The sequence below is a fragment of the Pseudomonas sp. BNK-45 genome, assembly GCF_047456255.1.
Lineage (GTDB): Bacteria > Pseudomonadota > Gammaproteobacteria > Pseudomonadales > Pseudomonadaceae > Aquipseudomonas.
Window position 1 is genome coordinate 1,963,843 of the sequence record NZ_CP179909.1, and the last position, 12,725, is coordinate 1,976,567.

At 63.4% G+C, this 12,725-nt stretch carries 11 protein-coding genes and 1 tRNA gene; 4 read left to right on the forward strand and 8 right to left on the reverse strand.

Annotated elements, in window-relative coordinates; translation table 11 throughout:
- Positions 1–134: 134 nt before the first annotated feature.
- The 4 genes from ACMGG8_RS09110 to ggt form a co-directional block, all read right to left on the reverse strand.
- Positions 135–452, reverse strand: coding sequence for a helix-turn-helix domain-containing protein (locus ACMGG8_RS09110; RefSeq protein WP_053153790.1), 318 nt, complete (start codon positions 450–452; stop codon positions 135–137).
- Positions 439–759 (reverse strand): transcriptional regulator, encoded by a 321-nt coding sequence (locus ACMGG8_RS09115; protein WP_172682028.1) that lies wholly within the window; start codon positions 757–759, stop codon positions 439–441. Before ACMGG8_RS09115 ends, ACMGG8_RS09110 begins: the two co-directional genes overlap by 14 nt.
- 228 nt (positions 760–987) lie before the next feature.
- The gene (locus ACMGG8_RS09120; protein ID WP_060841057.1) at positions 988–1,482 is read right to left on the reverse strand and encodes a GNAT family N-acetyltransferase; all 495 of its coding nucleotides are present in this window, start codon (positions 1,480–1,482) and stop codon (positions 988–990) included.
- 154 nt (positions 1,483–1,636) lie between these two features.
- Positions 1,637–3,472 (reverse strand): gamma-glutamyltransferase, encoded by a 1,836-nt coding sequence (gene ggt, locus ACMGG8_RS09125; protein WP_414159477.1) that lies wholly within the window; start codon positions 3,470–3,472, stop codon positions 1,637–1,639.
- 247 nt (positions 3,473–3,719) lie between these two features.
- Here ggt and ACMGG8_RS09130 point away from each other — a divergent pair, with 247 nt between their 5' ends.
- The 4 genes from ACMGG8_RS09130 (at position 3,720) to ACMGG8_RS09145 (ending at position 8,913) form a co-directional block, all read left to right on the forward strand.
- Positions 3,720–4,712 (forward strand): cytochrome-c peroxidase, encoded by a 993-nt coding sequence (locus ACMGG8_RS09130; protein ID WP_414159478.1) that lies wholly within the window; start codon positions 3,720–3,722, stop codon positions 4,710–4,712.
- A gap of 144 nt (positions 4,713–4,856) precedes the next feature.
- On the forward strand, positions 4,857–5,369 hold the full coding sequence (locus ACMGG8_RS09135; protein ID WP_060841054.1) for a sigma-70 family RNA polymerase sigma factor: 513 nt from the start codon (positions 4,857–4,859) through the stop codon (positions 5,367–5,369).
- A gap of 2 nt (positions 5,370–5,371) precedes the next feature.
- Positions 5,372–6,313, forward strand: a complete 942-nt coding sequence (locus tag ACMGG8_RS09140) for a FecR domain-containing protein (RefSeq protein WP_231978981.1) — start codon at positions 5,372–5,374, stop codon at positions 6,311–6,313.
- A 119-nt stretch (positions 6,314–6,432) separates the two neighbouring features.
- Positions 6,433–8,913 (forward strand): TonB-dependent siderophore receptor, encoded by a 2,481-nt coding sequence (locus ACMGG8_RS09145; protein WP_060841052.1) that lies wholly within the window; start codon positions 6,433–6,435, stop codon positions 8,911–8,913.
- Positions 8,914–8,973: 60 nt separating this feature from the next.
- Here the strand turns inward: ACMGG8_RS09145 and ACMGG8_RS09150 are convergent, their stop codons facing one another.
- The 4 genes from ACMGG8_RS09150 to ACMGG8_RS09165 all read right to left on the reverse strand — a co-directional run bounded on the left by ACMGG8_RS09150 (position 8,974) and on the right by ACMGG8_RS09165 (position 12,716).
- A complete protein-coding gene (locus tag ACMGG8_RS09150; RefSeq protein ID WP_060844615.1) occupies positions 8,974–9,813 on the reverse strand; it encodes a 5'-nucleotidase, lipoprotein e(P4) family in 840 nt (279 codons plus the stop codon).
- Positions 9,814–9,993: 180 nt separating this feature from the next.
- Positions 9,994–10,070 (reverse strand) — tRNA-Met (locus tag ACMGG8_RS09155).
- A 77-nt stretch (positions 10,071–10,147) separates the two neighbouring features.
- On the reverse strand, positions 10,148–11,611 hold the full coding sequence (locus ACMGG8_RS09160) for an amidase (RefSeq protein WP_414159479.1): 1,464 nt from the start codon (positions 11,609–11,611) through the stop codon (positions 10,148–10,150).
- A gap of 70 nt (positions 11,612–11,681) precedes the next feature.
- Positions 11,682–12,716, reverse strand: coding sequence for an extracellular solute-binding protein (locus ACMGG8_RS09165; RefSeq protein ID WP_060841049.1), 1,035 nt, complete (start codon positions 12,714–12,716; stop codon positions 11,682–11,684).
- Positions 12,717–12,725 lie beyond the last annotated feature (9 nt).

The window sequence follows — 12,725 nt, forward strand, 5'->3', positions numbered from 1 at the left end:
CGCAACGGCATTACTGCGACATTTTGTGAACCGTCCCTGTAGCCGCTGCCGCAGGCTGCGAACGACCGGAACGGTCGCAGCGATCTCCCTGGCGCCGAAGGCCCTTCGGTCCTTGTCGCAGCCTGCGGCAGCGGCTACAGAGGTTGTGCCAGCACCTCACGAAATACATCGGGCCTGAGCATCGCGATATGCAGCAATGAACGGGCCGCTCCGGAAGGCGAGCGCCGACCTTGCTCCCACTCTTGAAGGGTCCTTACCGACACGCCAAGCAGTTGGGCAAACTTGGGTTGTGACAACCCGGTTTTACCGCGGGCTTCGGCGGCCTTGGTGAGCGGAATGCTGTGGGTATTGCCGTGACGGCCGGCTTTGACATCGATGATCGCGTCCAGAAGCTCCTGGCCGATATTGCGCTTGGCATCACGTGCCAATAGTTCTTCTTCAGTAAGGGGCATGATTCATCTCCTTCGCGATTCTGCGCAGAACAGGCGCTGGAATGTTTTCGGTAGCGCCTTTGCCATAGATCACCAACGCAACCAGGGCTCCGCATGCGAGCTGGGTGGTATAGATGACCCGCACCGAGCCACTTTTTCCACGTCCATCAACGCTCCATCTGATTTTCCTGCAACCGCCAGAACCCGGAATGACAACGCCGGACTCCGGGTCGTTGGCAAGAAACGTCATGAACGCTCCACGCTCTTCTTCGGACCAGTAATCGGGCCAGAGTCTGGAAAACAGCGGAGATTCTATGATCGTCAGCATGCGGGAGGATTCTACGTCTTTGACGTACCTTGCGGCAATGGTGGGTGCTAGGAGATGACTCCTGAAAGATTAAGAACGTGGAGTTGCAACGCCAATGAGCGGAGTCCTGATTTCCAGTCAGCCCATTCGCTTTCTTGTGTGTGATCCATGCCTTCGATGTCACCTTTTGCATGACCTGAAACTCGGGCAACTCTGCTCAGTGCGGCTCTATGATCCAGAGCAGCTAACTCAAGCTTCCAACACCTTCGCCATCTCACTGGTCGCGGCCCAACCCAGCCCCTGATACAGCGGCTTGCCGGCCTCGGTCGCATGCAGTACGGCAAAGCCCAGCCCGCGCTGGCGGAACTCGGCCTGTGCCAGTTTCATCAGCGCCGACGCCAGGCCGCGGCGCCGGTAGGCCGGTTCGACGTAGACGTTGAGTACATAGCCGCGTTGATCCTGGGTTGGATGGGAAGGGTGGGGCGGCCAGTCGATGCTCATCAGGCCGATGCTGGCCACGCTCTGCTCGGCGTCCATCAGGGCGAAGCCGTAGTAGCGGCCGTCCTCCAGGCGTTCACGCAACCAGGGGCGAAAGTGCTCGGTCATCACCTGCAAGGTGCAGAGGTCCTGGCCGGCATCGAGAAACATCGCCTGGCGGTGGCGGCAGATCAGTTCAAGGTCCTGGGGTATCAGGGGGCGTGGGCTCAGGCCCGGGAGATCAAGGTTGGCGGCAATTTCGTTCATCGTCGGTTCCTCGCTGGACAGGGACGATGCTAGGGCAGATCCCCGGGCCGGGTCAGACACAGACCGCCGCGAAATTTTGCATACAGTGCCCGTGTTCCCCGCCCACAAAAAAGGGCCAGCCTCACGGCCAGCCCTCGGGTTCATCCGATAACCCTCAATCCCCCAGCGCTTCCCCTTCGCGCCGTGGATCGGCGCCGCCGGCCCAGGAGGCCTTGCCCTGGGCATCACGCACGCGAACGATGGCTTGGGTGCCGCTGGTCATGTCGATCTCGTTGACCTCATGTCCCCGAGCTTGCAGTGCCTGCTTCAGGGCCGGGCTGAACTGGCCCTTCTCCAGTTCGGTCGGGCCGTTGCGGCTGCCGAAGTTGGGCAGGCCGACGGCGGCTTGCGGGTCGAGGTTCCAGTCGAGCATGCCCACCAGCGACTTGGCCACGTACTCGATGATCTGCGAGCCGCCCGGGGAGCCGACGCTGGCCAGCAGTTCGCCGCTGGCGCGGTCGAAGACCAGGGTCGGGGCCATGGACGAGCGCGGGCGCTTGCCCGGTTCGACGCGGTTGGCCACCTTCTGGCCGTTTTCCTCGGGGATGAAGGAGAAGTCGGTCAGCTGGTTGTTGAGCATGAAGCCCTGGACCATCAGGTGCGAACCAAAGGCCGCTTCCACCGTGGTGGTCATGGACACCGCGCCCCCTAAGTCATCCACCGCCACCACTTGTGAGGTGGAAATGCGCATGGGCGAACGGTCCGGGGCGTAGGCCACCTGGATGCCCCGGGGCTGGCCCGGCTCGGCCTTGCCCAGGCTGCGTTCGCCGATCAGGGCGGCGCGCCGGGCCAGGTAGTCCGGGGCGATCAGGCCGGCCACCGGCACGGGCACAAAGTCGCTGTCGGCCACGTACAGGCCGCGGTCGGCGTAGGCCAGGCGCTCGGCTTCGGCGATCAGGTGCACCGCTTGCGGCGCAGGCTCAAGGCCGGCCGGCAGGTTGGTTTGCTGCGGCTTGAGGTTGGCCAGGGCATAGCGCGGGTCGCGTTGTTCCAGGGCTTGCAGGGTGCCGAGGATCTGCGCCACCGCCACGCCGCCGGAAGAGGGCGGCGGCATGCCGCACACCTGCCAGCGTTTGTAGTCGCTGCACAGCGGCGCGCGTTCCTTGGCGCGGTAGCCTTGCAGGTCGTTGAGCGACAGGCTGCCGGGGTTGGCGTGGCCCTGGACCTTGGCGACGATTTCTGCGGCCACCGGGCCTGTGTACAGGGCGTCCGGGCCTTCCTGGGCGATGCGCTTGAGCACGGCGGCCAGCTGTGGATTCTTCAGCAAGGTGCCCACGGCTTTCGGCGTGCCGTCGGCATTGAGGAAGTACGCGGCCATGTCCGGCGAGCGCGCCAGGAACGGGTCGGCGCTGATCATGGTGTGCAGCCGTGGCGAGATGGCGAAGCCTTGCTCGGCCAGGCGGATCGCCGGCTCGAACAGCTGCGCCCAGGGCAGGCGCCCGTGTTTCCGGTGGGCCATTTCCAGGGCCCGCAGTACGCCTGGGGTGCCGACCGAGCGGCCGCCGATCTGCGCCTGAGGGAAGGGCATCGGCTTGCCGTCCGCCTGCAGGAAGAGTGTCTCGGTGGCGCCAGCGGGTGCGGTTTCCCGGCCGTCATAGGTGCGCACGGCCTTGCCGTCCCAGAGCACGATCATCGCGCCGCCGCCGATCCCCGAGGACTGCGGCTCCACCAGGGTCAGCACCGCTTGCATGGCAATCGCCGCGTCGATGGCCGATCCGCCTTGGCGCAGCATCTCGCGTCCGGCTTCGGCGGCCAGCGGGTTGGCGGCGGCCGCCATGTGTTTGTCGGCGTGCCGGGTCTGCATGTCGGTGCGGTACCCCGAAGCGATTTCCGGAGCGGCAGGCAGGGCAGTGGAAGAGGGCGGGTTGTTACAGGCGCTGAGGCTGAGGGCGGCGGCCAGCAGGCCGATGCTGAGGAGTCGGGGGTGACGGGGAGGGAAGATCGAGAACACGCGTTGAGCTCCGTTCACTGGGAAATGAGGTGTCGTCCGTGGAGGGGAATGTACAGCAGTGGCGCCGACAGCAGGGCCGGCAGGTGGCCATGACCGTGCGCTGGGCCAGTGGCAAGGCGCTGCTCAGCGGCCCTGTACATAGGGTCGCAGGCAGGCGTGCACCCGGCCACCGATTGATCTGAGTCAGGGCGGCTGGGGGAGGTTGGGCACATGGTGCAGCAAACCATAAGCCTGATGAGAGGACGCCATGCACCGTTGTAAGTGGTTACTTGTGTTCGGATTGCTGTTGGGGGGCGAGGTACGGGGGGAGACGCCGAGCGAGCCGATCCTGCCGGTGCAGCCGGCGAAGATCACCGATGTGGCCAAGGTGGAGTTGGGCAAGCAGTTGTTCTTCGACCCGCGTCTGTCCAAATCCGGTTTCATCTCCTGCAACTCCTGCCACAACCTGAGCATGGGCGGCAGCGACAACCTGCCCACCTCCATCGGTCACAACTGGCACCAGGGGCCGATCAACTCGCCCACGGTGCTCAACTCCGGCCTGAGCTTTGCGCAGTACTGGGATGGCCGCGCGGCCACGCTGCAGGAGCAGGCCAGCGGTCCGATCACCAACCCGGGGGAGATGGGCTTTACCCATGAACTGGCGGTGGAGGTGCTGCGCTCCATTCCCCAGTACCGAGCATCGTTCAAGCGCGTGTATGGCAACGATGAGATCAGCTTCGACGACGCCACCAACGCCATTGCCGCCTTCGAAGCCACCCTGGTGACGCCCAATGCGCCGTTCGACCGCTGGCTCAAGGGCGACAAGGCGGCCATCAGCCCCACCGCGCTCAAGGGCTACCAACTGTTCAAGTCCATCGGCTGCGTGGCCTGCCACAACGGCGAAGCGGTGGGCGGCGGCTCGTTCCAGAAAATGGGCATGATCGAACCCTACGTCACCCAGAACCCGGCCCAGGGCGTGGCCGGGCTGACCGGCAAGGACGCCGACCGCATGCTGTTCAAGGTGCCGACCTTGCGCAACGTGGCGCTGACCTATCCCTACTTCCACGACGGCGCCTACTGGACGCTGGAAGAGGCGGTGGACGTGATGGCCCGGCTGCAACTGGGGCGCAAGCTGGGCACTGAGGAGGTCGGCCAGATCGTGGCCTTCCTTGAGACCCTGACCGGCGATCAACCGGACTTCAAGCTGCCGATCCTGCCGCCGTCCTCGGCGCAGACACCGCGCCCACAACCCTTCAACTGACCTGGGTGGAAAAACCGCAGCGTGCTGCGGTTTTTCCGGAAAGGCCAGGCATGCGGCATTCAGGTCTGCCGGGAAGGGCGCTCTGTTGTCATGAAAAAACGGCTGGATAATAATGAGAGATATTATCATTAGCGACGGTCAATCATGGACGCAGGGGTCAAGGCTTCAATATCGCTGGAGATCGAAGATCTGTATGGCGCCCACCACGGCTGGTTGAAGGGCTGGTTGCGCAGCCGCACCGGCAACTGTGCCGATGCCGCAGACCTGGCCCAGGACACCTTCGTGCGGATGCTGTCGCTGCGCCAGTTGCCGGCACTGCGAGAGCCCCGTCATTACCTGGCGACCATCGCCCGCGGCCTGCTGATCGACAAGGCGCGCCGCAGAGTTCTGGAACAGGCCTATCTGGAGGCTTTGGCGGCACGTCCGGAGCCCCAGGATATTTCACCTGAAACCCATCATTTGATCATCGAGTCATTGCTGGCCATCGATGCCTTGCTCGATGGACTGGGCACGCGCACCCGACAGATTTTCCTCATGGTGCAGCTGGACGGCCTGAGCTATGTGCAGGTCGGGCGGCAGTTGGGGGTGTCGGTGACCACCGTCAAGAATCATCTGGGCAAGGCACTGCTGCAATGCATACAACTGATGGACGATTGAACGTGCCGTCGCCTCCTCCCCTGGACAAGGCCCACCTGCAGGCAGCGGTGGACTGGTACCTGGTCCTCAACGATCAACAGGTCAGCGCGGCGCAGCAACAGGCCTGGCAGCAGTGGCTTGGCGCCGATGCGCAACATGCGCGAGCCTGGGCCCGGGTGCAAAGGCTGCAACAGCAGTTGCGTGGGGTCCCGCAGGATATTGCCTTGCCGGTCTTGTCGGAAATGGGCATCCAGCGCCGCCAGGGCCTCAAGGTACTGCTGCTGATGGCTGGCGGCTCGGCGTTGCTGGGCGGCTATCGGCTGTCTCCCTACAGCGCCGACTTCGCCACGCGCACCGGCCAGCGCCGGGAAGAGCTGCTGGCCGACGGCACGCGGCTGCACCTCAATACCGATACCCGGGTCGACGTTGCCTACAGCCATGAAGAACGGCTGATCTTCCTGCGTCAGGGCGAGATCCAGGTCACCACGGCCGCAGACCGGGCCCCGGCGCGTCCTTTGCTGGTGGTAACTGCCCATGGCCGCATCCGGGCCCTGGGCACCCGTTTCGATGTGCGCCTGGAGCCGGCCTTCAGCCAAGTATCGGTTCAGCAACATGCGGTGGAGGTGCGCCTGAACGATGATCCGCAACATGCCCGGAGGGTCGCCGAAGGCCAGGCGCTGACCTTCGGCTCCGGGCAGATGGGTGCCCTGCGGGTGGCGGACAATGCCGAGAGTGCCTGGGTCCGGGGCCAGTTGGTGGCGCTTGACTGGCGACTGGCGGATTTCATCCGTGAGCTGGGTCGTTACCGCCCTGGCTACCTGGGGTGTGCGGATGAAGTTGCGCAACTGCGCATCAGCGGGGCCTTCCGCCTGGATGATATCGATGGGGTGCTGGCCAACCTGCCATTGTCGTTGCCGGTGAGGGTGCGCCGGTTTTCCAGGTACTGGGTGCGTGTGCAAGCGTGACGGGCGAATGGTCGCTTGAAGAAAAATCGTCAATGCGCCTTGCCGATTCCGCCTGGCGTTCGGCTCATCAGTAGAGCGGTCAATCAGCCGCCTTTACTGCTATGGCATAGGACGCGTACATGAGCCACCGGAGTCGTTTCACCCAGGCCGCCTTGCGGCGCAGTTTCAATCGCAAGGCGTTGAGCATCACCCTTGGCACGCTGCTGGCGGCCACCTGTGTTGCGCCGTTGGCCCTGGCCCAGGAGGCGGTGGGCGAAGCGCAGGAATTCAACATTGCGCCAGGGGCACTGGGTACTGCGCTCAGCGAGTTTGCCGCGGCCAGCGGGGTTACCCTGTCCTTTGGCTCCAGTCAGACCCAGGGGCTCGTTACCCAGGGGCTCAAGGGCCATTATTCCTTCAGTCAGGGCGTGGCGCAGCTGTTGGCCGGCAGTGGCTTGCAGCTGCGCCAGGAAGGCCCGGCGCGCTATACCCTGGTCAAGTTGCCGACGGGGGCGGCGCTGCATCTGGGGCCGACCCAGATCACCGGCGTGTCTCTGGGTACCACCACCGAAGACACCGGTTCCTACACCACCGGTGCCATGCAGACGGCCACCAAGCTGGCCCTGTCGATTCGCGAGACTCCACAGTCGGTGACCGTGGTCACCCGCCAGCGCATGGACGATCAGAACATGCAAAGCCTGGAGGATGTGCTCAAGAGCACCCCGGGCATTTCCATCACCAAGGACGGACCCCAGCGGCCGATTTTCTATTCGCGGGGTTTTGAAGTACAGAACCTCATGGTCGATGGCCTGGCCAACGACATGTCGCATTACCTGAGCCGGGACATGAGCACTGCGGCCGACACTGCGATCTTCGATCGGGTCGAAGTCATGCGTGGCGCCGCTGGCCTGATGCAGGGGACGGGCAGCCCCTCGGCGGCGATCAACATGGTACGCAAGCGGCCCACTGCCGCACCGCGTCTGAGCATCACTGCCAGTGCCGGCAGTTGGGACAATTACCGCAGCGAAATCGATGCCTCCAGTGCCCTCAATGACAGTGGCACGTTGCGCGGGCGCCTGGTGACTGCCTACCAGAGCAAGAACAGTTTCCAGGACGTGGCCGATGCCGAGCGTTCGGTGTTCTACGGCATTGTCGAGGCCGACTTGAATGACAACACCACGCTGACCGTGGGCGCTACCAATCAGGCGTCGCACACCACCACGACCTGGGGCGGGCTGCCTGCGGCGATTGACGGCCGGCACCTGCCCCTGTCGCGCTCGGCCTATTTGGGCAGTGACTGGGAGTACTGGGACCAGAACAACGTCACGGCCTTTGGTCGCCTGGAGTACCGCTTCGACAACGCCTGGAAATTGTTGCTGTCGGCCAGCAAGTCCTGGTCCGACTTGCAGATGCTCGGTTCGATGACCGAGCGTTTCGGCGCCGATTTCGACGAGTTCGGCCAGTACGTCGGTCAGTACCACTACAAGGATCAGCAAGGCAGCTACGACCTCTTCGCTTCCGGGCCGTTTGCCCTGTTCGGGCGTGAGCATGAGCTGGTGGTGGGGGCCAGTCAGCGTGAGCTGGCCTTTCGCGGCAAGGGCAATTTCCAGGACAACGAGACGCGGACCAACATCTACCGTCCCGATCCCCATAGCGTGCCCAAGCCGCAGATGGACCTGGATTACTGGCGCCAGGAGCGCAACTCCGAGCTGAAAAGCTTCTACCTCACCTCACGTTTCAGCCTCGCCGAGCCCCTGACCCTGATTCTGGGCGGACGCCTGGACTGGTACGACTACGATGTGGATACGCGCTTTGCCGGGGTGCGCACCGCCTCCAGCACCGACTACAAGGTCACCCGCAACCTCACCCGCTATGCCGGCATGGTCTACGACCTTGACGCCCATCACTCGGTGTATGTCAGCTACACCGATGTCTTTAGCCCACAAGCGGAAGTGGACAGCTCCGGTGGCTTGATCAAGCCCGTAGTCGGCAAGAACTACGAGACGGGCATCAAGGGCGAATACTTCGAGGGGGCCCTGACCGCCAGCGCTGCGGTGTTCAGGATCGACCAGGTCAATCGCGCCAAGCAGGTGGTCAGCGCTCAGTGCTCCAGCCTGCAGTGCTACGAAGCCAGCGGCGAGGTGCGCAGCGAAGGTATCGAGCTTGAGGTCAACGGTAAGCTGGCGCCGGGTTGGGAGTTGGGGGCGGGCTACACCTATGCCCAGGCCAAGTATCGCAAGGACAGCAACGAGGACAATGTTGGCCGCCTGTTCGACACCGATATTCCACGTCACGTGTTCAAGGCCTTTACCACTTACCAACTGCCGGGAGACTTGCATCGTTGGACTGTGGGCGGGGGGCTCTATAGCCAGAACCGGATCTACAACAAGGATGTGAATTTCTACGACTCGGGCACGCCGATGTACGTCGAACAGAAAGGCTATGCCCTGGTGGACCTGATGACTCGCTATCAGGCGTCCGAACACCTTGAGTTTCGGCTTAACCTGAACAACGTCTTCGACAAGAAGTACTACCAGAGCATCAGCACCAATACCTACTACGGCAATGACATCTATGGTGAACCGCGCAATGCCATGGTGACGGTGCGATGGTCGCTGTAGCGGGTCATGGCTCGAAGGGAGCCATGACCACCCCTGTGCGGGGGCTGTGGTGTTGCGTGGTTAGTCTTTCACCTGCCAGGCGTTAGCTCCGGCCGCCGCCTTGAACTTGGCGCGGTTTTCCGGCGTGGCCGGCGGTTCGGAATCACCGAAGATTGCTTTCAACCAATGGCCGTCGGTGGGGTTGGGGAAGAGGATGAACTTGCGCCCGAACTGTTCCTTGTCCTCGGTCATCAGGCTGCTGCGCTGTTTGACGTCGGCTACGTAGTACTTGCGTTTGAAGTCGTTGAGGTTGTCGCCCAGCATCAGCACCACGTTGTGGTCCTTGGCGATTTCCTGCTGCCGTGGCTCCTTGTTGGAGCTGTCGCGGTACACCGTCAGGTGCTGTTCATCGGCGTAGGGCAACTGGTTCTTGCGCAGGTTGGCCAGAGCGTAGTCGTAGGTCTTTTCGCCCTGGTCGCGGCTGGTGACGTAGAACACCTCGACGCCTTTGGACTGGGCGTACTTGAGGAATTCCACGGCGCCCGGAGTGGCCACCGGGCCATTGTCCGCGACCCACTTGTCCCAGGCCTCGTCGTCGAAGAACTCTTTCCCCGAATTGATCATGTAGCCCCAGTAGCTGTTGCTGCTGAGCACGGTGTCGTCGACGTCGCTGATGATCGCCAGCGGCCGGTCGCCGGCCTTGTGCTCCTGCAGGGCACGGTCCAGTTGCAGGCGGGCGATGTTGAAGCCCTGGTAGTACAGCGCCTCGAATTCGGCGGCGGTCTGCTTCCAGGCCACGGCGGCGGTCAACAGGTTGGAAGGCGGGGTAGGTGCCTGTTCGGCGAAGGCTGGAGTACAGGCGATTGCCAGAAGCGAGAACAGCCAGGGGGCGACTGAAGTTGCGTGGTTTTTTATTGTCATTATCGAGCCCTTGAAGTGAGGATGGCGCAGCTCTCACACACACTGCCGGAGTGTTCTATCCCAGCCAGTGGCGGTGCTCAATGCGGGTGTCGCGTTTGTGGATCAATGCGGCGTAATCCCCGGTACTTTTTCGCGGGCATAAAAAAACGGCTTACCTTGCGGTAAGCCGTTTTTAGTACTTGGTGGCTACACAGGGACTTGAACCCCGGACCCCAGCATTATGAATGCTATGCTCTAACCAACTGAGCTATGTAGCCAAGTGGCGCGCATTATTCGCTCGGAACGACGATGCGTCAAGCGTTTTTATAAAAAAATTATCTACGCTATCAACCGTTTATCCCTTCCCCCCCGAAATCAGTGGCGATGGGCAGCGCTGGAACCAGCGGCTGGCCTGTTCGTAGGCGTGTGCCAGTTGCAGGACGGCGAAGTCGGCCTGGTGCTTGCCGATGATCTGCAGGCCCATGGGCAGGCCGTCGGCATTGAAGCCGGCCTGCACGCTGGCCACCGGGCAGCCGGACAAGGTGCCGGGAATCACCACCTCCATCCAGCGGTGATAGGTGTCCATGGCCGCGCCTTCGATGCTGCACGGCCAAGGGGTGTTCTTGTCGAAGGGGAAGACCTGGGCGCTGGGCAGCAGCAGGTAGTCGAAGCGTTCGAACAGCTTTGAAATGGCGCGGTACCAGTCGCTGCGAATCACCGAGGCGTCGAAGACCTGGCTGGCGGACAGCTTGAGGCCGTTCTCCACTTCCCAGATGGCTTCTGCCTTGAGCTGTGAACGCTTGTGCGGGTCGGCATAGGCGCTGCCCAGGGACCCGGCGACCATCCAGTGGCGCAGGGTGCGCCAACTGCTCCACAGGCGCTCGGGGGCGAAGTCCGGGCTGGCCGGTTCGACGCTGCAGCCCAGGCTGCGGAAATCGCCCAAGGCCTGTTCGCAGAGTTCCAGCACACCTTTTTCCATCGGCAGGTAACCGTTGAAGTCCCCCAGCCAACCCAGGCGCGTGCCCTTGAAGTCGCGCTCCAGTGGCGCGGCGAAGCCCTGGCCCGATTCGGCGATGGACAGCGGCGCCCGCGCATCGCCGCCGGCCTGCACCGACAGCAGCAGCGCTGCGTCGCGCACGCTGCGGGCCATGGGGCCTTCGTAGCCGAGCTGGTCGATGAACAGGTCGCTGCTGTCGTCGAAGGGCACCCGGCCCTGGGACGGGCGGAAACCGAAGATGTTGTTGAAGGCCGCCGGGTTGCGCAGCGAGCCCATCATGTCGCTGCCGTCGGCCACCGGCACCAGGTGCAGGGCCAGCGCCGCGGCGGCACCACCACTGCTGCCGCCGGCGGTCTTGCTTGGGTCATAGGCACAGCCGGTGGCGCCGAACAGCGGGTTGTAGGTCTGCGAGCCGAGGCCGAATTCCGGGGTGTTGCTCTTGCCGATAATGATCGCCCCGGCGGCCTTGATCCGTTCCACCATGATGCCGTCGCGCTCGGGGATGAAATCCCGGTACAGCGGCGAGCCCAGGGTGGTGCGGATGCCCTGGGTCAGGGACAGGTCCTTGATCGCGTGGGGCAGGCCGTGCATCCAGCCGCGATAGTCGCCACGGGCCAGTTCGGCGTCGCGCTGGTCGGCCTGGGCCAGCAGGCTGTCGGCCGGTTGCAGGCTGACCAGGGCATTGACCAGGGGGTTGTAGCGCTCGATGTGGGCAAGGTAGGTCTGCATCACTTCCCGGCAGGAAACCTGACGCAGGCGGATACGCTCGGCGAGTTCATGGGCCTGGAGCAGGACCAGCTCGCTGGGGGGATTGGCGATCATGGCAGGGGCCTTTCAAACGGCTTTAGAAACGCCCCGGCATCCAGGCCGGGGCGGCAGAAGTCAACGCAGGTCAGCGCATCAGGTTGGTCCACAGGCGGTCGGCGAGGCGGATCGCGCCTTCGCCGCAGGTCTGGCTGAAGACCACCTTGGTGCCTTCGGGGATATGCAGCTCGGGGGCATCCTTCAGCCCGGCATCGAGGAAGGGTTCGACGCCCTTGATCGGGCTCTGGTGCTTGAGGAAGTTCTGGGTCATGGCGGCGTTCTCAGGCTGGCTGAGGAAGGCGATGAAGGCCTTGGCGTTCGCCGGGTGCTTGCTGCCCTTGGGGATGACCATGTTGTCCACCCAGGCCAGCACGCCTTCTTTCGGGTAGAGGTATTTCAGGCTGGGCTTCATCTCCCGGGCGCGCATCGACGAGCCGCCCCAGAACATCGACATGTCGATTTCCCCGGCCGCGAGGTTCTCGCGGATCGCCCCGGCCTTGGAGCTGTAGGTCTTGACGTAGGGCTTCTGCGCCTTGAGCAGGCCCAGGATCTGCTGCATCTGCTTGGGGTCTTCGCTGCACAGCGGAATGTTCAGGTACAGGCTGGCCATGTCGATCACTTCGCTCACCGAGTCGAACATGTTGATCCGCCCCTGCAGCTCTGCCGGCGGCTCGTAGAGCACCTTGTAGCTGTCGCTCGGGCCCTTGTAGCGTTCGCCGTCGAGCACCACGCTGGTGGTGCCCCAGATGAAGGGCACCGAGTAGGCGCCTTCAGGGTCCCAGGTGGGCTTTTTCAGGTTGTCGACCACGCCGGCGTAGTAGGGCTGCTGGGCCGGATCGAAGCGTTCCAGCAACTGCTCCTGGATCAGGATCGGAATGAACTGGTGGGACGGGATCGCCACGTCATAACCGGTGCCGCCCTGCTTCAGCTTGGCCAGCAGGGTTTCGTTGGAGTCGTAGGAGTCCACCGTGACCTCGATGCCGGTCTGCTTCTGGAACTTGGCGAGAATCTCCGGCGAAAAATAGCCGCTCCAGCTCACGACGTTGAGTTTCTCGGCGGCCTGCACCGCCAGTGGCAGGCTCAGCAGCAGCGAGGTTCCCAGACTTGCGATCAACTTGCTCATGGCATTTCC

Bases quoted from the DNA above. Each gene is read 5' to 3' on its own strand.
- ACMGG8_RS09115 (WP_172682028.1), bottom strand. From the start codon at position 759: ATGCTGACGATCATAGAATCTCCGCTGTTTTCCAGACTCTGGCCCGAT.
- ACMGG8_RS09135 (WP_060841054.1), top strand. From the start codon at position 4,857: ATGGACGCAGGGGTCAAGGCTTCAATATCGCTGGAGATCGAAGATCTG.
- ACMGG8_RS09165 (WP_060841049.1), bottom strand. From the start codon at position 12,716: ATGAGCAAGTTGATCGCAAGTCTGGGAACCTCGCTGCTGCTGAGCCTG.
- ACMGG8_RS09160 (WP_414159479.1), bottom strand. From the start codon at position 11,611: ATGATCGCCAATCCCCCCAGCGAGCTGGTCCTGCTCCAGGCCCATGAA.
- ACMGG8_RS09130 (WP_414159478.1), top strand. From the start codon at position 3,720: ATGCACCGTTGTAAGTGGTTACTTGTGTTCGGATTGCTGTTGGGGGGC.
- ACMGG8_RS09150 (WP_060844615.1), bottom strand. From the start codon at position 9,813: ATGACAATAAAAAACCACGCAACTTCAGTCGCCCCCTGGCTGTTCTCG.
- ACMGG8_RS09120 (WP_060841057.1), bottom strand. From the start codon at position 1,482: ATGAACGAAATTGCCGCCAACCTTGATCTCCCGGGCCTGAGCCCACGC.
- ACMGG8_RS09145 (WP_060841052.1), top strand. From the start codon at position 6,433: ATGAGCCACCGGAGTCGTTTCACCCAGGCCGCCTTGCGGCGCAGTTTC.
- ACMGG8_RS09110 (WP_053153790.1), bottom strand. From the start codon at position 452: ATGCCCCTTACTGAAGAAGAACTATTGGCACGTGATGCCAAGCGCAAT.